Source organism: Azospirillum sp. TSO35-2, from assembly GCF_003116095.1.
Classification (GTDB): Bacteria; Pseudomonadota; Alphaproteobacteria; order Azospirillales; family Azospirillaceae; genus Azospirillum.
In genome coordinates, this window is the sequence record NZ_LGRA01000021.1 from 2,966,361 (window position 1) to 2,990,462 (window position 24,102).

The window sequence follows — 24,102 nt, forward strand, 5'->3', positions numbered from 1 at the left end:
TGGCCTGAAGGACTTCAAGATGGTCGAATCCAGCGAGGCCGGCATGCTGGGCGAGGTGAAGCGGGCGGTGCGCGCCAAGAAGTTCATCGTCTTCCTGGGCTGGGCGCCCCACCCGATGAACAAGTCCTTCGACATGACCTATCTGGCCGACGGCGACGACTGGTTCGGCCCCAATTTCGGCGGCGCCACCGTCAGCACCAACGTCCGCAAGGGCTACGCGACCGAGTGTCCGAACGTCGGCAAATTCCTTGCCAACCTGTCCTTCACGATCGACATGGAAAACTCCGTGATGGACGGCATCATGAACGCCAACAAGAAGCCGGACACCGCGGCGGCCGAGTGGCTGAAGAAGAATCCCGACACGTTGAAGACCTGGCTGAAAGGCGTCACCACCGTTGACGGCAAGGACGGGCTCGCCGCCGTCCAGGCCAAGCTGGGCCTCGCCAAGTCGTAGTCGCATGGCGCGGGGGGCGTGCCTCCCCGCGCCGTCGACATTATACAATCAACGATCTGTGGTGTCGGGAGGTGTTTTCGGCTACATCAACAGCATCATGACTCAGCCGTTGAAGCACCGCACCCTGTCGGCCGCGATCGTTGATCAGGTTCGGCAAGCCATCCTCGACGGCACCCATGCGGCCGGCACCCAGCTTCGCCAGGATGCGCTGGCCGAGCTTTATGGGACCAGCCGCATCCCGGTCCGCGAGGCGCTGTTCCAGTTGGAGGCGGAGGGGCTGGTCCGCATCGTGCCGCACAAGGGCGCCATCGTGTCCGAACTGTCGCTCGACGAGATCAACGATGTCTTCGACTTGAGGGCGCTGCTCGAGCCCCGCATGCTGGCCCAGTCGGCGCAGGCCTTCACTGCGGAGGATTTCGCCAAGCTGGATGAGATCCAGGCGCGTTTCGAAACGGCCATCGCGCTGCACGACGTCGGTCGTTGGGGCGCCCTGAACGCGGAACTTCATCTGGCGCTCTACGCCAAGGCGCGGCAGCCGCGCAGCCTTGCGATCGTGACTTCACTGTTGCAGACGAGCGACCGCTACACGCGGGTCCAGCTCAGTCAGACCAACGCCGCCATCGGCCGGGCCGAGCGGGACCATGCGGAACTGATCGCGATGTGCCGGCGCGGCGCCGTCTACGAGGCATGCCGTTTCCTGCAAGCCCACATCGAGGAGGTGCGCGGCGATCTCCTGAAGGTGCTGAGGCCGGCCGGGCTGGGGGCCTGAGCGGCGGATCGGCCGCTCAGGCTCCAACCCCGGCCGGCTCCCTGTCCTACGAGGCGTCGGCGACCTGGAACCCCTCCCAGAAGGGGTCGCGGTCGTCGACGAAGATGGTGTTGAAACCGGTGGTGCGCGCCCAGCCGCCGATCGAGGGAATGATGGCGGGCCAGTCGCCGACCGTGGTTTCCGCTTCCACCCGGCCGGTGAAGGTCGAGCCGATGATGCTCTCGTGGATGAAATCCTGGCCGACGGCGAGCCGTCCCATCGCGTGAAGCTGGGCGATGCGCGCCGAGGTGCCGGTGCCGCAGGGGGAGCGGTCGATCGCCTTGTCGCCGTAGAAGACCGCGTTGCGGGCGCTGCCCTGCGGCGTCACCGGGCGTCCGGTCCACATCACATGGGTCAGCCGGTCCAGCGCCGGATTGGTCGGGTGGACGATGCGGTGCCGGGCGTTGAAGGCGCTGCGCAGGCGCGGGCTGAGGCGCAGCACATCGGATGGCTGAAGGTCCGACAGGTCGGCATAGCCCTCCTGCGGCTCGACGATGGCGTAGAAGTTGCCGCCGAACGCGACGTCGACACGCAGCATCCCGAAGCCCTCGACCTCGACCTCGTAGCCGCGCCCGAGCAGGAAGGACGGCACGTTGGTCAGCGTCACGCTTTCCACATAGGGCCCGTTCTGGACGTAGCGCGCCTCGACCACCCCGGCCGGCGTGTCGAGCCGCAGCAGGCCCGGCTGGCGCGGCGTGACCAGGCCGTGCTCCAGCGCCATGGTGACGGTGCCGATCGTGCCGTGGCCGCACATCGGCAGGCAGCCGGACGTCTCGATGAAGAGGATGGCGACGTCGCAATCCTCCCGCGTCGGCGGGTAGAGGATCGAGCCGGACATCATGTCGTGGCCGCGCGGCTCGAACATCAGGCTCTTGCGGATCCAGTCATGCTCGGCGAGAAAATGCTGGCGCCGTTCGAACATGGTCGCCCCCCGAAGGGTGGGGATCGACCCGCCGGTGACGAGGCGGACCGGGTTGCCACAGGTATGACCGTCGATGCAGAAGAAGCTGTGACGCGCCATGGACGTGACCTCGAAGAAATGAGCGATCAGGGTAGAGGAGGGCCGGCCGCAGCCACCGGGAACGGTGCGCGGCCGGCCGTTGCGCGTCAGGCGGTGACGGCCAGACCAACATCCGGAAGGCTGGGCCGGTTGGCAAGCGCCTTGGTCATCAGCGCCTCGACCGCCGCCTTCTCGTGCGGCAGCAGCTCCAGCCGCGGCGGGCGGGTGCGCCAGGTGCCGCGACCCATGATGTGCTCGCACAACTTGATGCACTGCACGAGATCCGGGCGGGCGTCGAGGTGGAGCAGCGGCATGAACCACTCGTACAGCGCCATCGCCTCGGCGAAGCGGCCGGCCTTGGCGAGGCGGAACAGCGTCTCGCCCTCGCGCGGGAAGGCGTTCGACATCCCCGACACCCAGCCGACGGCGCCCATGGCGACGCTTTCGACGATGACGTCGTCGAGGCCGGCGAACAGAACGAAACGGTCGCCCACCATGTTGCGGGTGTCGATGAAGCGCCGGGTGTCGCCCGAGCTGTCCTTGAAGCAGACCACCGTGTCGCAGTCGGTCAGCATGGCGAGGATATCGGGGGTGACGTCGTTCTTGTAGACCGGCGGGTTGTTGTAGACCATCACCGGCAGGTCGGTGGCCTTGGCGACGCTGCGGAAATGCGCCGCCGTCTCATGCGGCTTCGACGAATAGACCAGCGCCGGCATGACCATCAGGCCGTCGACGCCGACGCGGGCGGCCTCGCGGGCGGTGTCCGCGGCGAAGGCGGTGGTGAATTCGGCGATGCCGCAGATCACCGGCACGCGCCCGGCGGCCGTCGCCTTGGCCGCCTCCATGATGGCGACCTTCTCGTTCCGGGCCAGCGACGTGTTCTCGCCCACCGTTCCGCAGATGATCAGGCCGGACACGCCGTCGCGGATCAGGGCGTCGATCACCTTCGCCGTGGCGTCGACGTCCACCGACAGGTCGTCGCGGAACTGGGTGGTCACCGCCGGGAAAACGCCTTCCCAGGAAATGCGGGCAGTCATGGAAGCTCTCCGAAGAAGCGGGGCGGTCCTGCGATGGAGGCCGCGCCGGGGGTGGGTGGGACAGGATGGTGTCGGTGCATGGCGCCAGCCCGGCGCGGTTCGGGTAGGATATTTTATACAATCCTGGAGTCAAGGGGCTTCCGACGTCTCCCATGGGGGAGGCGGTGATCGCCAAACGTCTCTGGGAAACCGGCTTGTCCCCGTCGTTCCAGTTGAAGCCGCAAGAGCCCCTGGTCCGCCGACGGGCGGTTCGAGGTGCAAGGGGGTGACGCGGCGGCGGGGATTGTATATTGTTTGCCCCGCGCCGACGCACGGGGTCGCGTCGCCGCTCTCGATCGGGCCGGGCAGCCCGCGGACAACGCCCATGGCCGGCGCCCCCAGGCCGGCGGACTGAACGGGTACGGAAGGCAAGGACCAGGATGCGCATCGCCGTCGTAGGGGCCGGTATCATCGGCGTCACCGTCGCCCACGCCCTGCTCGACGACGGGCATGAGGTCGAGGTGATCGACCGCGAAGGGCCGGCGGCCGGGACATCGGCCGGCAACGCGGGCTGGATCGCCCACATGGACATTCTGCCGCTGGCCTCGCCGAAAGCCTGGGCGCACATGCCGCGCTGGGTGCTCGACCCGCTCGGGCCGCTGTCGATCGCGCCGCGCTACCTGCCGCGCCTGGCTCCCTGGCTGCTACGCTTCGCCGCCGCCAGCCGGCCCAGCCGCATCGCGGCGGGGTCACGGGCGATCCATGCCCTCAACGCGGCCTCTCTTCCGGCTTGGGAAAAGCGGCTCGAGGCGCTGGGGCTGGGGCATCATCTCCGCCGCAAGGGCATCCTGTCCGTGTGGACCGACACCGCCGATTTCGCCGCGTCGGCCGCGCTCCACGCCCGGCAGGCCGCGCTGGGGATCCCGGTGGAACGGTTGGACCCGGCGATGGTCCGCCAACTGGAGCCGACCCTCGCCAAGGGCATCGCCGGCGGCGCCCACTACCCGACCGGCGCCCACATCAGCGACCCGCGCCAGTTCACCGAAGCCCTGGCTGACGCGGCGCGGGACCGCGGTGCCCGCTTCACCGTCGCTTCCGTTGCCGGCCTCGACGCGGGGGAAGCCGGTGTCGGGCTGCGCCTTGCCGACGGGGGCGGCATCCTGCCGGCCGACCGCGTGGTCGTCGCCTGCGGGGCCTGGGCGAAGCCGCTGGCGGCATCGGTCGGCGACCGGGTCCCGCTCGACACCGAGCGCGGCTACAACATCACCGTCGCCACCGGTTCGCTCGGCCTGTCGCGGCCAGTGATGTATGAGGGCCATGGCTTCGTCACCACCCCGCTCGACACCGGGGACCGCATCGGCGGCAACGTCGAATTCGCCGGGCTGGACGCGCCGCCGAACTGGGCCCGGGTCGACGCGATGCTGGGGCGGCTGGAACGGGTCATCCCGGGGCTGGCGATCAAGGACGGAACCCGTTGGATGGGCTTTCGCCCCTCCATGCCCGACAGCCTGCCGGTGATCGGACGGGCGACGGCAAGTCCCCGGGTCATCCACGCCTTCGGCCACGGCCACTACGGCCTGACCCAGGCCGCCGCAACGGCGGAGATGGTCGCCGCGATGGTCATGGACCGGCCGCCCCCCATCGCGGCCGAACCGTACGCGGCGGCCCGTTTCAAGACGGGCTTCTGATCGAAGCCGCGCCGCTCTACCATCCGCCATCCGCCATCCGCCTCAGCGCCGCGCCGCCGCCACGTCGGCCGGGCTGACGGCGGCCTGCTTGCCGCCGAAATGGCCGAGCACGTAGTTGGTGACCGCGGCGATCTCGACGTCGGTGTAGCCGGCGGCGAAACCGGGCATGAAGACCTCGCCGTCGGGCGTGTCCATGCGCGCGCCGTGCAGGATCACGTTCAGCGCGTTGGTGCCCTTCGGATCGTTGACCGACTGGCTGCCGGCCAGCCCGGCGTGGGAGTGCTGCAGGCCCTCGCCGTTCCAGCCATGGCAACTCGCGCAGGCGCCCTGGAACAGCTTCAGGCCGACGGTCTCCCGCGTGTTCTCGTCGGGCGGCGGCGCGTAGGGCGACGGCGCCTTGGCGGCCGGCGGGTTGGGGTTGATGGCGGCGGCAAGGTCGGAGGTCTGCGGCGGGACCGTCCGCAGATAGGCGACCATCGCCCGGATATCCTCCGGCGTCAGGTGGCGCAGGCTGTGGTCCACCACCTCCGCCATGCTGCCGGACGCCGAGCCCCGGCCCTCCGCGTGGCCCTTCGACAGGTAGTCGGTCAACTGGCGGTCGGTCCAGTCGCCGATGCCTGTCTGCTTGTCGGAACTGATGTTGTAGGCCTTCCAGCCCGCCGCCTCCGCGCCGGCGAACTTGCGCTCCTGGTCCAGCGCGAACAGGGCGTTGCGCGGCGTGTGGCATTCGCCGCAATGGCCCAGCGCCTCCACCAGATAGGCGCCGCGGTTCCATTCCGGCGGGTGGGAGGGATCCGGCGTCATCCGCTCGCCGGGCAGAAACAGCAGCTTCCAGGCGCGCATCAGGTAGCGCTGGTTGAAGGGGAACTTCAGGTCGTTCGCCGGGGCCTGCGCGCGCACCGGCGTCAGGCTCGACAGGTAGGCCTTCACCGCCAGGATGTCCTCGTCGCTCATCAGCGCGTAGGCGGCGTAGGGGAAGGCGGGATAGAGGTCCTCGCCGGCCTTGCCGACGCCGTGGCGCATGGCGCGGACGAACTCCGCGTCCGACCAGGTGCCGATGCCGGTTTCCTTGTCGGGGGTGATGTTGGGGGCGTAGATGGTCCCGAAGCCCAGCGTGAACGGCAGCCCGCCGGCGAAGGGCTTGCCGCCGGGCACGCTGTGGCAGGCGGCGCAGTCGGCGGCCTGGGCGACATACTCGCCGCGGGCGATCAGGTCCGGTCCGGCCGCCGGCCCTGGCGACGCGACCGCGTCCAGCCGGTGCGGCAGGAAGAAGAAGGCCGCGGCGGCGACCACGATCACCGCGACGAGGCCAAGAAACCACAGTCCCCAGCGCTTCATGGCCATCCTCATTCGCCGGTCCGGGCGAGCCGGGTCAGGTCGTTGTCAGCCGGTTCCCGCCCGGCGGGGCCCTTCGACAGGACGTCGCGCCCGCTTCCCTGCGACCGCAGCTCCTCCCGCCGGAAGGGCAGGCTGCGCAGCCGCTTGCCGGTGGCGGCGAAGATCGCGTTGCCCAGCGCCGGGGCGGCCGACACCGTGCCGGTTTCGCCGACGCCGCCCGGTCCCTCGGCGCTCTGCACGACATGGACCTCGATCGGCGGAGTCTCGTTGATGCGCAGGTTGCGGTAGTCGTGGAAGTTGCTCTGCTCGACCCGACCGCCGGCGAAGGTGATGCCGCTGTAGAGCGCCGCCGACAACCCGAAGAGGATGCCGCCTTCCAACTGCGCCTTCACGCTGTCCGGGTTGATGGCCAGCCCGCAGTCGATGGCGGCGACGATGCGCTTAAGACCGATCAGCCCGGCCGGGTCCACCGCCGCCTCGATCACCACGGCGACATGGCTGCCGAAGGAATCATGGAGCGAGACGCCGCGGCCGCTGCCACCCGGCAGCGGATTGCCCCAGCCCGCCTTCTCGACCGCGAGGTTCAGCACGGCCAGCGAGCGCGGGTTGTGTTGAAGCAGCGCGCGGCGGTAATCCACCGGATCCTTGCCGGCGGCGTGCGCCAGCTCGTCCATGAAGCTCTCGACCACGAACACGTTGTGGGTCGGACCGACGCCGCGCCACCAAGTGATGGGCACCGGCGGGTCGGCGCGGACCCAGTCCACCTGCACCGCCGGGAAGCGGTAGGGCGTCTCCTTCGCCCCTTCCACCGCGTCGTCGTCCAGCTTGCCCTGCTCCAGCCCGCCGGGGAAGTAATGGCCCATGACGGAGCCGCCGGTGACGCGGTCGGTCCACACCGTCGGCAACCCGTCCGGCCCCAGCCCGGCGGCGATGCGGTCGTAATAGGCGGGGCGGAAGATGTCGCGCCGGATGTCCTCCTCGCGGGTCCAGATGATCTTGACCGGGTAGTCGACCTGCTTGGCGATCGCCACCGCCTGCCCGATCGAATCCGCCTCCAGCCGCCGGCCGAAGCCGCCGCCGAGCAGGTGGTTGTGCAGGATCACCTTCTCCACCGGCAGTCCGGCCTCCTTGGCCGCCAGCCCCTGCGCGGCGGTCGGCACCTGGGTGCCGACCCAGATCTCGCAGGCGTCGGGGCGGACGTGAACGGTGGTGTTGATCGGCTCCATCGTCGCGTGCGCCAGGAAGGGCAATTGGTAGACCGCCTCCACCCGCTTGGACGCGGCCTTCATGGCGCCGTCCACGTCGCCGTCGCGCCGGGCCTGCACCGGCTGGCCGGTTTCCGACCTGGCCTTCAGGTCGGCCCAGATGCCGTTGCTGCTCGTGCCCGCGTTGGGTCCGTAGTCCCAGGTGATGTCCAGCGCCTCCAGCCCCTTCCTGGCCGCCCAGAAATGGTCGCCGACGACCGCCACCGCGTTGTCGATCCGCACCACGTCGCGCACGCCGGGGACGGCCCGCGCCGCCCGGTCGTCGACCGAGGCGACCTTGCCGCCGAACACCGGGCAGGCCGTCACCGTGGCGACCTTCATGCCCGGAACCTGGACATCGATGCCGAAGACGGCGGTGCCGTTCACCTTGCTGGGCGTTTCGACCCGCCGCACCGACCTGCCGATCAGCTTGAAATCCCTGGGGTCCTTCAGCGGCGGATCCTTCGGCACCGGCAGCCTCGACGCCCCGTCGACCACCTCGCCGTAGGTGGCGGTGCGTCCGGTCGGACGGTGGGTGATGATCGCCCGCTGGGCGGCGCATTCCGCCGGGTCGACGCCCCATTGGGCCGCCGCCGCGCCGATCAGCATCTGGCGGGCCGCCGCGCCGGCTTGGCGCAGCGGCACCCAGGCGCCGCGGATGGAGGTGGAGCCGCCGGTCGACTGCGACTTCAGCAGCGGCTGCTGGTACAGCTCCTCGTTCGGCGGGGCGGGCACGACCTGCACCTGGTCCAGCCCGACCTCCAGCTCCTCGGCGATCAGCATCGCTTCGCCGGTGTAGATGCCCTGTCCCATTTCGACGCTGGGGACGATCAGGGTGATGGAATTGTCGCGGCCGATGCGGATGAAACCGCCGGGTGCGAAGCCCTGGAAGGCGGCGCCGTCCTTGTCGGCGTCGCCGGCGCCCAGCATGCGCAGGCTGGGTTCCTCCCCCGCCGCCCACGCCTTGCGGCGGCCCATGGCGGCGAAGGCGATCAGCAGCGCCCCGCCTTGAAGGAAGCGGCGGCGCGTCGACGGTGACAGCGTCGCGCCATCGACGCGGGCGTAGGTGGGCTTGTCCATATCATGTGTCCCGGGCGGCGAGGGTCAGGCTTGCGACGCCTGCTTGATGGCGGCGCGGATGCGGGAATAGGTCCCGCAGCGGCAGATGTTGCCCGCCATGGCGGCGTCGATGTCGGCGTCGGACGGATTGGGGTTGCGGGCGAGCAGGGCTGCGGCGGACATCACCTGCCCGGACTGGCAATAGCCGCACTGGACGACCTCCAGCGCCAGCCACGCCTCCTGGATTTTCTTCCCCGAGGGCGACTGGCCCACCGCCTCCACCGTCGTGACCGCCCGCGCCCCGACGGAGGCGACCGGCAGGATGCAGGACCGCACCGGCTTGCCGTCGAGATGAACGGTGCAGGCGCCGCACTGGGCGATCCCGCAGCCGAACTTGGTGCCGTTCAGGCCGACGACGTCCCGCAGCACCCACAGCAGCGGCATGTCCGGCGGCACGTCGACCCGATGGGTTTCGCCGTTGACGTTGAGTGTGATCATCGAACCTCCAGCCCAGCCCGGATGCGAGCGGGGCTCGCCCCCGTCTCCGTCGCGCCGATCCGCCATTGGTGGGCAGAACGGTGGCGGGTGGTGTTTGGTTCCGTGCGCTTGCGTCAGCCCGCGTGCGGCGGCCGTCCGGCGTCCCCGGGCGCCGAGCGGGCCTGCGCTGCTATGCCGCTGGTCTTACCACCGACCTGGCTGAGGCATATCAATGCCTTGCGCGCAGGGGCGGGCTTTTGATCCGCGCTCTTTGCAACTCTATCTTCACCGCGGGCAGTTTTAAGTTGCGGCCCGCGAGACTGGAATGATGAATGTCTGTCCCTGTTCTCGTCGCGAAATCGGCCCCGCTCCCCGAGGCCGACGCGCGTGTTTCGCCGGCCCATCCCAAACATGGAAACCCGGCGGTGGTCGGGCTCGCGGGTTTCGGGCTGTCGACGCTGGTCCTGCAGTTCCACAATGTCGGCTGGGTCGCGATCGGCCCGGTGGTGTGGCTTGGCCTCATCTTCGGCGGCGTTGCCCAGATGATCGCCGGCCTGCAGGAAATGAAGGCCGGCAATAACTTCGGCTACAGCGCCTTCACCTCCTACGGCTGCTTCTGGATCGCCCTGGGGCTGATGCTGATCGGCAATGCGACCGGCCTGTTCAGGGTCACCGAAACCGACATCGGTTGGTATCTGGTCGCCTGGACCCTCTACACCGGGATCATGACCATCGGTGCGATGGGGATCAGCGCCGTGCTGGGTTTGTTGTTCGTGACGCTGCTCGCCGGCTTTGTTCTGCTGGATCTGGCGCATTTCGCCGACCCCCGATTCACCGTGGTCGCCGGGTACGAGCTGATGGGCTGTGCCGGTCTGGCGCTGTACGGCATGGCCCATGCGGTGTTCCTCGACGTCTTCGGTCGCGATGTCCTGCCGATGGGAAAGCCGATCCTGCGCTGAGCGGATCGCTGGGCGGTCGTCGGACCGCATCCCGACGGGGGCGCGGCGTGCCCCGCCCCCGTGATCGCGCGTGTCGCCCGCCGCCTCAGGCCAGCCCTTCTTCGGCGAGCGCCCGGGCGACGGACGGCACCTCCTTCATCCGGGCGAAATAGGACCGCAGCCGCTCGGGCAGCTCGATCCCGGACTTCGGCGCCCACATCAGCATGACGAACAGATACGCGTCGGCGATCGTCATCCGATCCCCCAGCAGGAAGGCACCGTCGCCAAGCTGCCCGGCGATGGAGGCGAAGTGCCGGGCCAGCATCCCGGCCGCCTTGTCCTTCTCCGCCTGGGTGGCGTCCGGGTAGAAGAACGGCTTGAAGTTGCCGTGCAGTTCGGTGGTCATGAAGGACGTGGCCTCCAGCGCACGCCAGCGCGTGATGCCGTCCGGCGGCAACAGCCTGCCGCTCCGGTGCGCGATGTAGGCGAGGATGGCGAGGTTCTCGGTCAGCACCGTCCCGTCGTCGAGTTCCAGCGCCGGCACATAGCCCCGTGGATTGATCGCCAGGAAATCGCGCCCGTCGTCGGTGCGCTTGTCCCGATCGACGCTGACCAGACGGTAGGGAAGCTCCGCTTCGATGAGCGCGATGTGGTCGGCCAGGCTGCAGGCGCCGGCATGGTGGTACAGGATCATGACCAAGCTCCGTGATGGAAGGTCCATTGCCACCGCTCCTCGGGTCGGTTAAAACCGGAACGATGTTCCACACAGAAATACGGAACAATGTTCCGTTTAGCAAGGGGCAAATCGGAGATGGACCGTCCGCGCGCCGAACACGGGGATGAACCGGAAGGCATGGTGGCGAAGCCCCGGGCGGGGCGCGCCGATGCCCAGCGCAACATGGACGCTCTGCTGAAAGCGGCCTTGGAGGTGTTCGCGACCTCGGGCGTGGACGCGCCGGTGCGCGACATCGCCGCTAGGGCGGGGGTCGGCGTCGGCACGCTCTACCGCCATTTCCCGCAGCGCGCCGACCTGATCGCCGCCGTCTTCCGCCGGGAGATCGACGCCTGCGCCGATGCCGCGGCCGAACTCGCGGCCGAACAGACGCCCGGTGATGCGCTGGCGCAGTGGATGCAGCGCTACGCCTCCTTCATCGCCACCAAGCGCGGGCTTGCCGCGGCCCTGCATTCCGGCGACCCGACCTTCGACACGCTGCCCGAATATTTCCAGAAGCGGCTGTTGCCGGCGCTTCAGGCGCTGCTCCACGCGGCGGCCGACGCCGGAGAGGTGCGCGGCGACGTCGATCCGAACGACCTGCTCAGCGCGGTCGGCCGTCTCGGCATGCGCGCCGGTGACGACGGCACCGCACAGACGCAGCGCATGGTGGCGCTGCTGGTCGATGGCCTGCGGTACGGGGCGAAGCCACCGGCGTGACGGCGGCGCCTCAGTTGCCCATCATCATGCGCCCATCATCATGCGGTAGCGGAGCTGGTCGAAGATCACGGCGAGGATCAGCAGCCCGCCGAGCAGGACCATCTGCAGGTACGAGCCGATCTGCGCGAGGTTCATGCCATTCTGCACCAGCACGATGAAGAAGGCGCCCAGCACCACGGTTTCCACCCGGCCGATGCCGCCGCGCAGCGACACCCCGGCGATGACGCAGGCGGCGATCGATTCCAGGGCGATGGTGCCGCCCAGGTTGGCCTCTCCCGATTCGACGCGGGCGGTCAGCAGAAGCCCGGTCAGCGCCGCGATCAGCGCGCACAGGACATAGGCGACGATCAGCGTGCGCCGCGTGTTGATGGCCGACAGCTTCGCCGCCTTGATGTTGCCGCCCACCGCGTAGAGATGGGCGCCGGTGCGGGTGCGGGTCATGATCACCCAGATGACGGCGATCGCGACGGCGGCGACCAGCACCGGCACCGGGATGCCGAGCCAGCGGCCGAAGCCGAACAGGTCGGCGAACTGCGGCGGCAGGCCCGACACCGGGACGCCGCCGGTGAGGAACAGCGACCCGCCGGCCGCCACCGAGCTGACGCCCAGCGTCATGATGAAGGGCGAGACGCCGAACCAGGCGACTCCGGCGCCGTTGGCCAGACCGACCAGCGCCGCCGCGGCGAAGCCGGCCAGCGCCCCCAGGGCGATCACCGGCGCGACCGCGTCGGGCAGCACCGTGCCCAGGCTCGCCATCACCAGGGCCGACACCACGGAGGTGAGGGCGACCGTCGCCCCGACCGCCAGATCGAAGCCGCCGGTGATCAGCACCATCATCTGCCCGAGCGACACCAGCACCAGATAGACCGACTGCCGCGCCACGTTGACGAGGTTGTCCACCGTCAGGAAGTTGTCGGACGCAAGCCCGAAGACGACCAGCGCGGCGACCAGGAAGAAGGGCAGCACGCCCAGCCGGATGAACAGCGCCCGGCTCATCGCCCGCAGGCGGACGGAGGTGGTGGCCGGAACGACGCCGGCCGGTCCGGCAGGCCCGGGGGCGGCGGAGGAGGTGGCGCTCATGCGGGCAGTCTCGCTTCGTCGGGGGTGGGGATCGCGGGGATGGGATCGAAGAAATGCGCGAGGACGGCGGCCTCGCCGATGCCGTCGCCGTCCAGCTCGGCGGCGATGCGGCCATGGGCGAAGACCAGCAGCCGGTGGGCGAGGTTCATGACCTCCGGCAGGTCGGAGGAGATCACCACCACCGCCTTGCCGGCCTCCGCCAGCTCGCGGATCAGCCGGTAGATGGCGGCGCGGGCGCCCATGTCGACGCCGACGGTCGGCTCGTCGAAGATGTAGAGGTCGTAATCGCGGCCGAGCGCCCGGCCGAACAGCGTCTTCTGCTGGTTGCCGCCGGACAGCTGCGCCACCGGACGGCCGCGATAGGCGACCGGCAGCTCGACTCGGTCGGCGGTCGCCTCGCAACGCTTGCGGATGCGCCGCCAGGGCAGCAGGCCGAAGCGGCTGCCGCTGCCGGCCAGCACGCCCTGGGCGAGGTTGTGGCGGGTGGTGAAGGCCAGTTGCAGCCCCTCGGTCTTGCGGTCGGGCGGCACGTAGCAGGCGCCGGCCCGCATCAGGGCGCCGGTGTCGGCGCCGGTGACGTCGACCCCCTTCAGGGTCACCCGCCCGGCATGGACCGGCAGCAGCCCCATCAGCGCCCGGAAGCTGCGCGACTTGCCGGAGCCGACCAGCCCGGCCACCCCCAGCACCTCGCCGGGGCGCAGTTCCAGATCGACGCCGTGGACGCCCCAGGCGTGCAGCCCCTCGACCCGCAGCAGGGCCGGGCCGGGGTGGCGGGCGATGGTCGGATAGACCTCGGCGATCGCGCGGCCGGCCATCATCTCCAGCAGGGCCGCTTCGCTGGTGTCGGCCATCGCCACGGTGCCGACCCAGCGGCCGTCGCGCAGCACGGTGACGCGGTCGGCGATGCGGGCAAACTCCTGCATGCGGTGCGAGATGTAGATGATGCCGACGCCGCGCGCCTTCATACGGGCGATGACGGCGAACAGATGGTCGACCTCGCGGTCGGTGAGCGACGCCGTCGGCTCGTCGAGGATCAGGATGCCGACCTCGCCGTGCAGGGCCTTGGCGATCTCGACCATCTGCTGCTCCGCCCGGCTCAGCGTGGCGACCAGCCGGCCGGGGTCGATGGCGAAGTCGAGGTCGGCGAACAGGGCGGCGGCCTTGCGCCGCATCGCCTTGCGGTCGAGGAAGGGGCCGGCGCGCGGCTCGTCGCCCAGGAACAGGTTCTCCGCCACCGTCAGGGTCGGCACCAGCGAGAATTCCTGGAACACCGCGGAGATGCCGGCGGCGCGGGCGTCGGCGACGCCGGTGAAGCGGGCGTGGTGGCCGCGCACCAGGATCTCGCCGTCGCTGGGGGCGGAGACGCCGGCCAGCAGCGAGATCAGGGTCGATTTGCCGGCGCCATTCTCCCCGAACAGCACATGCACCTCACCCGCGCGCAGGTCGAAATCGACCCGGTCGAGGGCGGTGACGCCGGGATAGCGCTTGGTCAGGGCGACGGTCCGGATCAGGGCGGGTGGGGACATGGGCGCGCTCCGGTTGGGGACCCTTGCGGACCGCCCCCTTGTGGATCGTTGGACGGTCCGCAAGGGGGGCGATCACGTCACGCTGCCGATCACTTCACGCTGAAGACCGGGCTGAAGTTGTCGGGCGGCAGGATGCTGTCGTGGGGCACGGTGCCGACGTTGGCCTTGTCGACGACGAAGATCTTCGGGCCGACATGGCGGACCAATTCCTGCTTCTCCAGCGCGCGCACCGCCTGGTCGATGGCGATCCGGCCCTGGATGACCATGGAATCGGCCGGCGCCGCCTGGATGAAGCCGCGCTTGATGCCCTGGTAGACGCCGGGCGTCATGTAGAAGGCGATCAGCCCGACCTTGTCCGTCAGCCCGCGTTCGCGCAGCAGGCCCTGCGCCGCTTCGGCGGTCACCGCGGTGCCGGCGATGTATTTGACGTCGGGCGTCGCCTGCAAGACGTCCTCGACCAAGCGGAGCTGCGCCTCCTTGCCGGTGTCGCCGTAGCGCGGCTCCAGCACCTGGACCGCCGAGCCGGCCACCGCCTCCTGGAAGCCCTTGTTGGCGGCCTCGACCCAGCCGGCGCCGGCCGGGCCGGGGAACCAGCCGACCTTGACCGGTGGGCTGCCGGCCGGGTGCCTGGCGGCGAGGTAGCGCCCGGCCTCCGCCCCCATGGTGTGGAAGGACACCAGCGACTTGGCGGTCAGCGCCGGCGAGGAGATGCCGTTGATGACGTCGATCACCGGGATGTTCTTCTTCGCCAGTTCGGCCACCAGATTGTTCAGGCCGTCGAAGGAGATGGCGCCGATCACCACGGCGTTGGCCCCGCGCGCCACGCAATCCTCGATCTGGCTGATCTGCTTGTTCAGCTCGGTGTAGCCGCCGGCCTCCACCACGTTGGCCTTGACCCCCAGCCGCTTGGCCTCCTGCACCACGCCGTAGTCGACGCCCAGCCAATAGGCGTCCTTCATGTGCGGGAAGGAGACGCAGATGTCCCACGCCTTGGCCGCCTTGGGCAGCGGGCTGTAGGTGATGTCCTTCGGCTTGCCGTCGGCGGAGAAGGCGGGCGTCACCTCCACCGCCGGGTAGGGAAACCAGTCGGCGGCCGAGGCCGGGACGGCGGCGGCAAGGCAGCTTCCAAGAACGGTACCGGCAACGAGAGCGCGAGCGAGGGCGTTCATGCGGGTGGTCTCCACGGCATGGGATGGGGCATGGGATGGACGGACGGGGATATCGGGGGGAAGGAGGACGGGGCGGGCCGACGCCGCCTCAGGCCAGCGCCTCCCGCAGGCGGGCCAGCCGCTGCGCCTCGTCGGCGCGGGCCGCCAACGCCTGCTCCATGTCGACCTTGACGAAGCGGACGGTGGTGTGCGGCTGCATCTGGCCGATCAGGTCCATGTCGGCGGACACCACCGCGCCCAGCGTGAAATAGCCGCCGCCCGACACGGCGTCGCGGTGCAGCACGATGGGCTCGGTGCCGCCCGGCACCTGGATCGAGCCGTAGGGATAGCAGGCGTCGACGATGTTGGAGGGGTTGGAGCCGGCGCCGAACGGCTGCTCGCGCGGCTCGAAGCTGAAGGGACGGCCGCCGCGGAAGCGATAGCCCATGCGGTCGGCCTCCGGCGCCACCTTCCAGCTGTCCTCGAAGAAGTTGCGCCCGGCCTCCTCGGTGATCAGGCGCCAGTACAGGCCGGGCAGCACGCGCAGCTCGGCGCTCTTGCCGACCGTGCGGCGCAGCGCCTCGGGCACCTCGGTGCCGTGCTGGACGGCGCGCGGCGGGCCGAGCGGCACCATGTCGCCGGCCGCCAGCGCCCGGCCGTGATAACCGCCGAGCGCACCGATGATGTAGGTGGAGCGGCTGCCCAGCGCCGGCGGGGTGTCGATGCCGCCGGAGATCGCGATGTAGGCACGGGCGCCGCCCTTCAGGTAATCGAAGGACAGCACCTGTCCGGCGCGCACCGGGAAGGCGGTCCAGGCCGGGTGCGGTTCGCCGTCGACGCGGGCCGGCAGGTCGGCGCCGGTGACGGCGACGGTGGCGTCCACCTCGAACTCGAGCTGCGGGCCCATGAACACCGCCTCCAGCGCGGCGGCGCCCTCCGGGTTGCCGACCAGCAGGTTGGCGGCGCGCAGCGCGTAGCGGTCCATCGCCCCCGACATCGGGATGCCGAGATGGAAATAGCCGGGCCGGCCGAGATCCTGGACCGTCGTCAGCAGGCCGGGGTTGAGAACCTTAAACGCCATGGAGGGTCTCCATCAGCCGCTGGTTGGTGCCGTCGATGTCCGCGTTGAAGCCGTCGAGGTCGAAGGTGACCTTGCGGATGCGCGGCTCATACCGGTTGGCCGCGACATCGGCGGTGATGGCGTCGTATTCCTCGCGGTCGATCGGCTTCCATTTCACGATGTCGCCCGGCCGGAAGAACACCATGAACTCGTGCAGATAGGAGACCTTCTGGGTCGGGTCGTAGATCGGCATCGGCGTGATGCCGAACATCTGGTAGCCGCCGGCCCCGCGCACCGAATAGACGCAGCCGAAGCAGCCGCCATGGCCAATGGTGTGCTTGGGCGTGTCGGTGCGCGGGCGCAGGTATTTCGGCACCTGGATCTGCCGCGACCGCTCGACCAGCTGGTAGAGGAAGGGCAGCCCGGCGACGAACCCGACCATCGACACGAACCAGGGCGCGGCGTGGTGGGCGTGGATGAACTGTTCCACCGTGTCGTAGCCGTTCATCCGCGCGGCATACTCCAGGTCGGTGCTCTGCGGATCCTGGTGCCGCTCGCGGAAGCGCATCAGCGTCTCGGTGGTCCAGGGATCGCGGTAGAAGACCGGGACCTCGATGATGCGGGTGTCGAGCCGCTTGTCGGCCTTCTCCGCCGCCTGTTCGAGCGACTGCAGCCGGCTCATCAGGGCATCGGGGGCGATGCGGTCGGGGTCGAACTTGATCTGGAAACTGCCGTTGGCCGGGCAGATCTCGGTGATGCCCTCGATCCGCGCGGCACGCACCGCGTTGGTGATCGACATGCTCTTGAAGAAGGCTTCGAGCGACATCTCCTCGTCCATTTCGACGAAGATGTGCTCGTCGCCACCGTAGGAATAGCGGGTGTGCATCCGGTGCTCCTATTGCGCGGCCTTCGGGGGATGGAATGCGGGGTTCCCGGCGAGCCAGCCTTCCAGGAACCGGGTGTGCGCCTTGCCCGCCCGGACATCCGGATCGGCGGCCAGCGCCTTGTGCAGCGCCACCGTGGTCTTGACGCCGGTGACGCTGAAGCGCTCCAGCGCCGCGGCAAGGCGGTCGATCGCCTCGGCACGGGTCGCGCCATGGACGATCAGCTTGCCGAGCAGCGAATCGTAGAAGGGCGGCACCGTGTAGCCCTCGTAGATCATGCCGTCGAAGCGCACCGCCGGATCCAGCGGCACGGCCAGCGTCTCGATGGTGCCGGGGCTGGGTCGGAAATCCGCGGCCGGATCCTCGGCGTTGATGCGCACCTCGATGGCGTGGCCGGTCCGCGTCACCTGGTCCTGGGTGACGGGCAGCGGCTCGCCGCCGGCGATGCGGATCATCGTCGCCACCAGATCGATGCCGGTGATCATCTCGGTCACCGGATGCTCGACCTGGATGCGGGTGTTCATCTCGATGAAGTAGAAGGCGCCGCTCGCCTCGTCGTAGAGATACTCCAGCGTGCCGGCGCCGCGGTAGCCGACGCTCTCGGCCAGCGCCACCGCCGAGGCGCACAGCCGCGCCCGGGTGGCATCGTCGAGGCAGGCGGCCGGCGCCTCCTCCCACACCTTCTGGCGGCGGCGCTGGAGCGAGCATTCGCGCTCGAAGCAATGGACCGCCCGCGTCCCGTCGCCGAGAATCTGCACCTCGATGTGGCGGGCGTTCTCGATGACCCGTTCCAGGTAGAGGCCGCCGTCGCCGAAGGCGGCCTGGGCCTCCGACTGGGCCTGCGGGGCGAGGCGGCGCAGCTCGTCGGGGGTGTCGGCGATGCGGATGCCGCGCCCGCCGCCGCCGGCCGCCGCCTTGATCATCACCGGGTAGCCGATGGCCTCGGCCGCGGCGAGCGCCGCTTCGACATCGGCGACGCGCCCCTGCGAGCCGGGCACCACCGGCACGCCGGCGGCGATGGCGGCGTCGCGGGCGGCGGCCTTGTCGCCCATGCGGCGGATGGTGTCGGCCTTGGGCCCGACGAAGACCAGCCCGAACGCCTCGACCATTTCGGCGAACTCGGCGTTCTCGGCCAGGAAGCCGTAGCCGGGATGGACGGCGTCGCAGCCGGCCTCCCGCGCCGCGGCGACCAGCCCGGCGGCGTTGAGGTAGGAGTGGCGGGCGGCCGGGCGGCCGACGCAGACCGCCGCATCGGCCAGTTTCACCGCCAGCATGTCGCGGTCGGCTTCGGAATAGGCCTGGACGGTTTCGATGCCCAGGCTCTTGGCGGCGCGGATGATCCGCACCGCGATCTCGCCGCGGTTGGCGACGAACAGGCGCCGGATCGCCATCGCCTCAGCCTTCCAGCTCGACGAGCACCGCGCCGGCCATCACCGGCTCCTCGTCCTCCACCGCGAAGCTCACGATGGTCCCGGCGACGTCGGCCCGGATCTCGTTGAAGCTCTTCATGACCTCGACCAGACCGATGACGTCGCCCGGCTCCACCCGGTCGCCAACCTCCTTGAAGGGCGGCTGGTCGGGGGCGGGGCGCCGGTAGAAGGAGCCGGGCAGGGGAGAGCGGATCTCGGGCATGGACACAATCCTTCTTGAACGGGCCCTTCTTGAACGGGCCGTCTGGGGCGTGAGGAGGAAATCAGGTCGGTTGCGCAACGAGATCGGCGGCCGCGACGATGCGGAGGCCGTCCTTCAGCAGGGCGCCGCGCACCGCGGTGCCGATCGCCAGCGCCCCCGGCGTGTCGGAATGGAAGCAGATCGAGTCGAAGGCGATGTCGATGTCGTCACCCTCCACCGTGCGGACCTTGCCGTCGCGGCAGGCGCGGACGCACTTGTCGGCAACCTCCGCCGGGTCGAGCGGGCGCATGCGGCGGGCGAAGACGATGGAGCCGCTGCGGTCATAGTCGCGGTCGGCGTAGAATTCGCGGATCACCGGCAGGCCGGCGGCCTCGGCGACGGCGCAGGTCTTCGAGACGTCCATGCAGAACAGCAGCGTGTCCGGGCTGGACTTCAGCAGCGCCTCCACCATCAGGCGCGACAGCGTCTCGTCCTTGGCCGCTTCCATGTAGAGGGCGCCGTGCGGCTTGACGTGTTGCAGGCGGGTGCCGTGCCGGCGGGCGAACTCGCGCAGCGCGCCGACCTGATAGAGGATGTCGTTCACCAGCTCGTCGGGCTTGGCCTGGATGACGCGGCGGCCGAAGCCCTGGAGGTCGCGGTAGCCGGGATGGGCGCCGAGCGCCACGCCGCGTTCCACGCCCAGCCGCACCACGCGGTCCATCAGGTTGGGATCGCCCGCGTGGAAGCCGGTGGCGACGTTGGCCGAGCTGATGAGGTCCATCAGCGCGTCGTCGGAGGCCTCGCCGAGAGTCCACTGGCCGTAGCCCTCGCCGAGGTCACAGTTGAGATCGACCATTGTGCGAGCCAACGCCTTACTCCCTTGCTTGTCTTTGGGGCCGGGCCGCCGCCCGGATGATTTTCGGAATGGCTGCCTTGCCATATGAGCGTATGTCGTTTCCAAATCTTTGCAATTTCTAACTTTTGAGATTGCATTATCGATTTTTCAGATGGAAAAATATGCCTGGAATGAAGGCAAAGCAGGGGTTTCAGCGGGGGTAAAGCCGGTGCCAGCCTGCCCACAAAACCGGCATTTTCGGATTACCAGATAATGCGACACGACAAAACCCAGGGGGTGGCGTGCTGAACTTTCGCCATGTGAAATATTTCGTCGCCACCGCCAATCTCGGGCAGGTGTCGCGCGCCGCGCGGGAGCTGTCGATTTCGCAGTCGGCGATCACCTCGGCCATCAAGGAACTGGAGGCCGAGGTGGGCGGGCGCCTGTTCGTCCGGACGGCGCAGGGGATGGAGCTGACCGACACCGGACGCCGCTTCCTCGCCGCCAGCCACCGCATCATGGCGAGCGTGGAGGAGGCCCTGCATCCCGCCGACACCGGGGCCGAGATCGCCGGCAGCCTGTCGATCGGCGCCAGCTACACCGTGCTCGGCTATTTCCTGCCGCAGCATCTGGAGCGGCTGGAGCGGCGCTACCCCAATCTGCGCATCCACATCCACGAACTGACGCGCGAGATGATCGAGGACAATCTGATCACCGGCCGGCTCGACATGGCGGTGGTCCTGACGTCGAACATCAGCAACCCGGAACTGACGACCGAAACGCTGATCGGCAGCCAGCGGCGGCTGTGGGTGCCCGCCGGGCACCGATTGCTGGAACTCGATTCCGTCGGATTGCAGGATGTGGCCGAACACCCCTACATCATGCTGACGGTCGACGAGGCCGCCCATTGGACGACCCGCTACTGGAGCGCCTCGCCCTTCCGCCCCAACGTCCGGCTGCGCACCTCGTCGATCGAGGCGGTGCGCTCCACCGTCGCCAACGGCCAGGGGGTGACCATCCTCTCCGACATGGTCTACCGGCCATGGTCGCTGGAGGGAAAGCGCATCGAGACGATCATCATGCGCGAACGGGTGCCGGCGATGGATGTCGGCCTTGCCTGGCGCCAGGGCGTGGAACTGACGCCGGCCATGCGCCTGTTCCGCACCCATTTCAGCGAGGTCTATCAAACCCCGCAGAGCCGCATGCCGCGGTGACCGCGCTGCCATAAACGCCGCGCGGCCCCGGCCTGCAGCACGCAGACCGGGGCCGGGGCAACGGAACCGCTCTAGCGGCGCCGCTCAGGGGTGGGAGACCGCTCCGGCGGTCCGGCCCGCGCCCTCTCCGGCGCCCACCCGGTCCGTCCGCCGCCCGGCTCCGGCCATGCGGCGCAGCAGGACGTAGAAGACCGGGGTCAGGATCAGGCCGAACAGGGTGACGCCGATCATGCCGGCGAACACCGCGACGCCCATGGCGTGGCGCATCTCGGCACCGGCGCCGACCGAGGTCACCAGCGGCACCACGCCCATGATGAAGGCGATGGAGGTCATCAGGATCGGCCGCAAGCGCAGGCGGCTGGCCTCGATGGCGGCCTGGACGGTGCTGCGGCCCTCCTCCTCCAGTTCGCGGGCGAACTCGACGATCAGGATGGCGTTCTTCGCCGACAGGCCGACCAGCACCATGAAGCCGATCTGGGTGAAGATGTTGTTGTCGCCGCCGGTGATCCACACGCCGGCCAGCGCCGACATCAGGCTCATCGGCACGATCATCAGGATGGCCAGCGGCAGGGTCAGGCTTTCGTACTGCGCCGCCAGCACCAGGAACACCAGCAGGATGCTGATCGGGAACACCCACAGCGCCGAGTTGCCGGCCAGGATCTGCTGGTAGGTCAGGTCGGTCCATTCGAACCGCACGCCGCGCGGCAGCGTCTCCGCCGCGATGCGCTCGGCCGCCGCCTGGGCCTGACCGGAGGAGAAGCCCGGCGCCGGCCCGCCGTTGATGTCGGCCGCCGTGTAGCCGTTGTAGCGCACCACCATCTCCGGCCCATAGCTGGGCGACACCCGGACCAGCGAGGACAGCGGCACCATGTCGCCGCGGTCGTTGCGGGTCTTCAGCAGGCCGATGTCGCCGGACTCCGCCCGGAACGGGGCGTCGGCCTGCACCCGCACCTGGTAGACGCGGCCGAAGCTGTTGAAGTCGTTGACGTAGAGCGAACCCAGATAGATCTGCATGGTGTTGAACACATCGCCGACCGACACGCCCTGCTGCTTGGCCTTCACGCGGTCGAGATCGACGTCGAGCTGCGGCACGTTGATCTGGTAGCTGGAGAAGGTCGGTCCCAGCTCCGGCGTCTGCATCGCCTTTTTGACGAAGGCGCCGACCGCCGCGTTCAACGCCTCGTAGCCGAGGGCGCCACGGTCCTCCACCTGCATCTTGAAGCCGCCCAGCGTGCCGAGCCCCATCACCGGCGGCGGCGGGAAGATGGCGACGAAGGCTTCCTTCAGGCCGGCGTAGCGCTTTTGCAGGTCGCCGGCGATGGCGGCGGCCGACAGGCTGGCATCGCCGCGCTCGGCGAAGGGCTTCAGCGTGACGAAGACGATGCCGGCGCTGGAGCTGTTGGTGAAGCCGTTGACCGACAGGCCGGGGAAGGCGACGGCGCTCTGCACGCCGGGACGCTTCAGGGCGATGTCGGTCATCTCGCGGATCACCGCCTCGGTGCGGTCGAGCGAGGCGCCGTTGGGCAACTGGGCGAAGCTGATCAGGTACTCCTTGTCCTGGGCCGGGACGAAGCCCATCGGCACCGCGCGGCCGAGCAGCACGGTCACCGCCAGCAGCAGCACATAGACCAGCATCATCAGGCCCTTGTGCCGCACCACCCCGCCGACGCCGCGGCCATAGCCGGAGGACGCGCGGTTGAACACCCGGTTGAACAGGCGGAAGAAGCCGCCGAACACCCGGTTCATCCCGCGGGTCAGCCAGTCCTGCGGCTGGTCATGGCCGCGCAGCAGCACCGCCGACAGCGCCGGCGACAGGGTCAGCGAGTTGAAGGCGGAGATCACGGTGGAAATCGCGATGGTCATCGCGAACTGCTTGTAGAACTCGCCCGACAGGCCGGTCATCGCCGCCAGCGGCACGAAGACGGCGACCAGGGTCAGGGCGATGGCGATGATCGGGCCGCTGACCTCGCGCATCGCCTTGTAGGTCGCTTCCTTGGCCGACAGGCCGGACTCGATGTTGCGCTCGACGTTCTCGACCACGACGATGGCGTCGTCGACGACGATGCCGATGGCCAGCACCATGCCGAACAGCGACAGCGCGTTGATCGAATAGCCCAGCAGCAGCATCAGGGAGAAGGTGCCGACGATCGACACCGGCACCGCCAGCAGCGGGATGATCGACGCCCGCCAGGTCTGCAGGAAGACGATCACCACCAGCACCACCAGCGCGATGGCCTCCAGCAGGGTGTGGATCACCGCCTCGATGCTCGACCGCACGAACTGGGTGGGGTCGTAGACGATGCTGAAATCCACGCCTTCCGGCATGTCGGCCTTCAGCTCGGCCATGGTGGCGCGCACCTGGTCGGAGATCGCCAGCGCGTTGGCGCCGGGGGCCTGGTTGATCGCCATCGCCACCGCCGACCGGTTGTCGAGCAGCGAGCGCAGGCCGTATTGCGACGCGGCCAGTTCGACGCGGGCGACGTCGCGCAGGTGGGTGACGCCGCCGTCCTTGCCGACCTTCAGGATGATGTCGGCGAACTCGTCGACCGTCTTCAGCCGGCCCTTGGCGTTGATCGACAGTTGCAGCGGCGTGTCGGGCGAGCTGGGCGAGGCACCGATGACGCCGGCCGCGACCTGGACGTTCTGCTCGCGGATCGCCGCGACGACGTCGGGGGCGGTCAGGCCGCGCTCCGCCACCTTGTTGGGGTCGAGCCAGACGCGCATCGAATAGTCGCCGGCACCCCAGACCTGCACCTCGCCGACGCCCTGGATGCGGCTCAGCCGGTCCTTGACGTTCAGGATGGCGTAGTTGCGCAGGTAGGTCATGTCGTAGCGGTCGTTCGGCGACAGCAGATGCACGACCATGGTCAGGGTGGGCGAGCTTTTGACCGTGGTCACGCCCAGCCGCTGCACATCCTCCGGCAGGCGGGGCAGCGCTTGCGAGACACGGTTCTGCACCAGCTGCTGTGCCTTGTCCGGGTCGGTGCCCAGCTTGAAGGTGACGGTCAGCGCCACGTTGCCGTCGCTGTTGGCCTGCGACTGCATGTACAGCATGTTCTCGACGCCGTTGATCTGCTCTTCCAGCGGGGCGGCGACGGTCTCGGCGATGACCTTGGGGTTGGCGCCCGGATACTGCGCCCGGACGACGACGGAGGGCGGGACAACCTCCGGATATTCGGAAATCGGCAACTGGAACAGCGAGATCACGCCCGCCAGGAACAGCGCCACGGACAGCACCCCCGCGAAGATCGGGCGGTCGATGAAGAATTTCGAGATGTTCATGACGGCTC

Annotated in this window: 21 protein-coding genes; 6 read left to right on the plus strand and 15 right to left on the minus strand. The window is 69.3% G+C overall.

What is annotated here, in order from left to right; genetic code table 11:
* Together TSO352_RS29430 and TSO352_RS29435 are read left to right on the plus strand one after the other, a co-directional pair.
* Positions 1–454 (plus strand): glycine betaine ABC transporter substrate-binding protein (locus tag TSO352_RS29430; RefSeq protein ID WP_282183907.1); only part of this gene is annotated, 454 nt, incomplete at its 5' end.
* Between the two features lie 61 nt (positions 455–515).
* Positions 516–1,223 (plus strand): GntR family transcriptional regulator, encoded by a 708-nt coding sequence (locus tag TSO352_RS29435; RefSeq protein WP_247872502.1) that lies wholly within the window; start codon positions 516–518, stop codon positions 1,221–1,223.
* 46 nt (positions 1,224–1,269) lie between these two features.
* Here TSO352_RS29435 and TSO352_RS29440 read toward each other — a convergent pair whose 3' ends face one another.
* A complete protein-coding gene (locus TSO352_RS29440) occupies positions 1,270–2,283 on the minus strand; it encodes a 4-hydroxyproline epimerase (RefSeq protein ID WP_109110589.1) in 1,014 nt (337 codons plus the stop codon).
* 86 nt (positions 2,284–2,369) lie between these two features.
* Complete coding sequence (locus tag TSO352_RS29445) at positions 2,370–3,299, minus strand: dihydrodipicolinate synthase family protein (RefSeq protein ID WP_109110590.1); 930 nt, start codon at positions 3,297–3,299, stop codon at positions 2,370–2,372.
* 419 nt (positions 3,300–3,718) lie between these two features.
* On the opposite strand from TSO352_RS29445, the gene TSO352_RS29450 reads away from it, so the two are divergent.
* A complete protein-coding gene (locus tag TSO352_RS29450; protein ID WP_109110591.1) occupies positions 3,719–4,966 on the plus strand; it encodes an FAD-dependent oxidoreductase in 1,248 nt (415 codons plus the stop codon).
* Between the two features lie 42 nt (positions 4,967–5,008).
* On the opposite strand, the gene TSO352_RS29455 is transcribed toward TSO352_RS29450, so the two are convergent.
* Genes TSO352_RS29455 through TSO352_RS29465 form a run of 3 tightly spaced genes read right to left on the minus strand, consistent with a single transcriptional unit; the run spans position 5,009 to position 9,105 of the window.
* Complete coding sequence (locus TSO352_RS29455; protein ID WP_109110944.1) at positions 5,009–6,304, minus strand: cytochrome c; 1,296 nt, start codon at positions 6,302–6,304, stop codon at positions 5,009–5,011.
* Positions 6,305–6,312: 8 nt separating this feature from the next.
* A complete protein-coding gene (locus TSO352_RS29460) occupies positions 6,313–8,628 on the minus strand; it encodes a xanthine dehydrogenase family protein molybdopterin-binding subunit (protein ID WP_109110592.1) in 2,316 nt (771 codons plus the stop codon).
* A 24-nt stretch (positions 8,629–8,652) separates the two neighbouring features.
* Complete coding sequence (locus TSO352_RS29465) at positions 8,653–9,105, minus strand: (2Fe-2S)-binding protein (protein ID WP_109110593.1); 453 nt, start codon at positions 9,103–9,105, stop codon at positions 8,653–8,655.
* Between the two features lie 311 nt (positions 9,106–9,416).
* Between TSO352_RS29465 and TSO352_RS29470 the strand changes: the two genes are divergently transcribed.
* On the plus strand, positions 9,417–10,043 hold the full coding sequence (locus tag TSO352_RS29470; RefSeq protein ID WP_109110594.1) for a GPR1/FUN34/YaaH family transporter: 627 nt from the start codon (positions 9,417–9,419) through the stop codon (positions 10,041–10,043).
* 85 nt (positions 10,044–10,128) lie between these two features.
* Here the strand turns inward: TSO352_RS29470 and TSO352_RS29475 are convergent, their stop codons facing one another.
* Positions 10,129–10,716 carry a glutathione S-transferase N-terminal domain-containing protein gene (locus tag TSO352_RS29475; RefSeq protein ID WP_109110595.1) on the minus strand — a complete coding sequence of 196 codons (588 nt, stop codon included), beginning with the start codon at positions 10,714–10,716 and terminating at the stop codon, positions 10,129–10,131.
* 159 nt (positions 10,717–10,875) lie between these two features.
* On the opposite strand from TSO352_RS29475, the gene TSO352_RS29480 reads away from it, so the two are divergent.
* Positions 10,876–11,454 carry a TetR/AcrR family transcriptional regulator gene (locus TSO352_RS29480; RefSeq protein WP_199231742.1) on the plus strand — a complete coding sequence of 193 codons (579 nt, stop codon included), beginning with the start codon at positions 10,876–10,878 and terminating at the stop codon, positions 11,452–11,454.
* Between the two features lie 24 nt (positions 11,455–11,478).
* Here TSO352_RS29480 and TSO352_RS29485 read toward each other — a convergent pair whose 3' ends face one another.
* The 8 genes from TSO352_RS29485 to TSO352_RS29520 all read right to left on the minus strand — a co-directional run bounded on the left by TSO352_RS29485 (position 11,479) and on the right by TSO352_RS29520 (position 19,631).
* A complete protein-coding gene (locus tag TSO352_RS29485; RefSeq protein WP_109110597.1) occupies positions 11,479–12,534 on the minus strand; it encodes an ABC transporter permease in 1,056 nt (351 codons plus the stop codon).
* Positions 12,531–14,060 carry a sugar ABC transporter ATP-binding protein gene (locus tag TSO352_RS29490; RefSeq protein ID WP_109110598.1) on the minus strand — a complete coding sequence of 510 codons (1,530 nt, stop codon included), beginning with the start codon at positions 14,058–14,060 and terminating at the stop codon, positions 12,531–12,533. The genes TSO352_RS29485 and TSO352_RS29490 overlap by 4 nt, the downstream gene beginning before the upstream one ends.
* An 89-nt stretch (positions 14,061–14,149) precedes the next feature.
* Entirely contained in the window at positions 14,150–15,229 is a 1,080-nt protein-coding gene (gene torT / locus TSO352_RS29495) for a TMAO reductase system periplasmic protein TorT (RefSeq protein WP_109110599.1), read from the minus strand.
* Positions 15,230–15,317: 88 nt separating this feature from the next.
* Positions 15,318–16,289, minus strand: coding sequence for a biotin-dependent carboxyltransferase family protein (locus tag TSO352_RS29500; RefSeq protein WP_109110600.1), 972 nt, complete (start codon positions 16,287–16,289; stop codon positions 15,318–15,320).
* A complete protein-coding gene (locus tag TSO352_RS29505; protein WP_109110601.1) occupies positions 16,279–17,154 on the minus strand; it encodes an allophanate hydrolase subunit 1 in 876 nt (291 codons plus the stop codon). Before TSO352_RS29505 ends, TSO352_RS29500 begins: the two co-directional genes overlap by 11 nt.
* A gap of 9 nt (positions 17,155–17,163) precedes the next feature.
* Positions 17,164–18,543: an acetyl-CoA carboxylase biotin carboxylase subunit gene (locus tag TSO352_RS29510; protein WP_109110602.1), complete on the minus strand. Its 1,380-nt coding sequence runs from the start codon at positions 18,541–18,543 to the stop codon at positions 17,164–17,166.
* Between the two features lie 4 nt (positions 18,544–18,547).
* Complete coding sequence (locus TSO352_RS29515; RefSeq protein WP_109110603.1) at positions 18,548–18,784, minus strand: acetyl-CoA carboxylase; 237 nt, start codon at positions 18,782–18,784, stop codon at positions 18,548–18,550.
* 61 nt (positions 18,785–18,845) lie between these two features.
* Positions 18,846–19,631: a 5-oxoprolinase subunit PxpA gene (locus TSO352_RS29520; protein ID WP_109110604.1), complete on the minus strand. Its 786-nt coding sequence runs from the start codon at positions 19,629–19,631 to the stop codon at positions 18,846–18,848.
* A 269-nt stretch (positions 19,632–19,900) separates the two neighbouring features.
* Between TSO352_RS29520 and TSO352_RS29525 the strand changes: the two genes are divergently transcribed.
* Positions 19,901–20,812 (plus strand): LysR family transcriptional regulator, encoded by a 912-nt coding sequence (locus TSO352_RS29525; protein ID WP_109110605.1) that lies wholly within the window; start codon positions 19,901–19,903, stop codon positions 20,810–20,812.
* Positions 20,813–20,896: 84 nt separating this feature from the next.
* Here TSO352_RS29525 and TSO352_RS29530 read toward each other — a convergent pair whose 3' ends face one another.
* On the minus strand, positions 20,897–24,094 hold the full coding sequence (locus TSO352_RS29530; protein WP_109110606.1) for an efflux RND transporter permease subunit: 3,198 nt from the start codon (positions 24,092–24,094) through the stop codon (positions 20,897–20,899).
* Between the last annotated feature and the right edge of the window lie 8 nt (positions 24,095–24,102).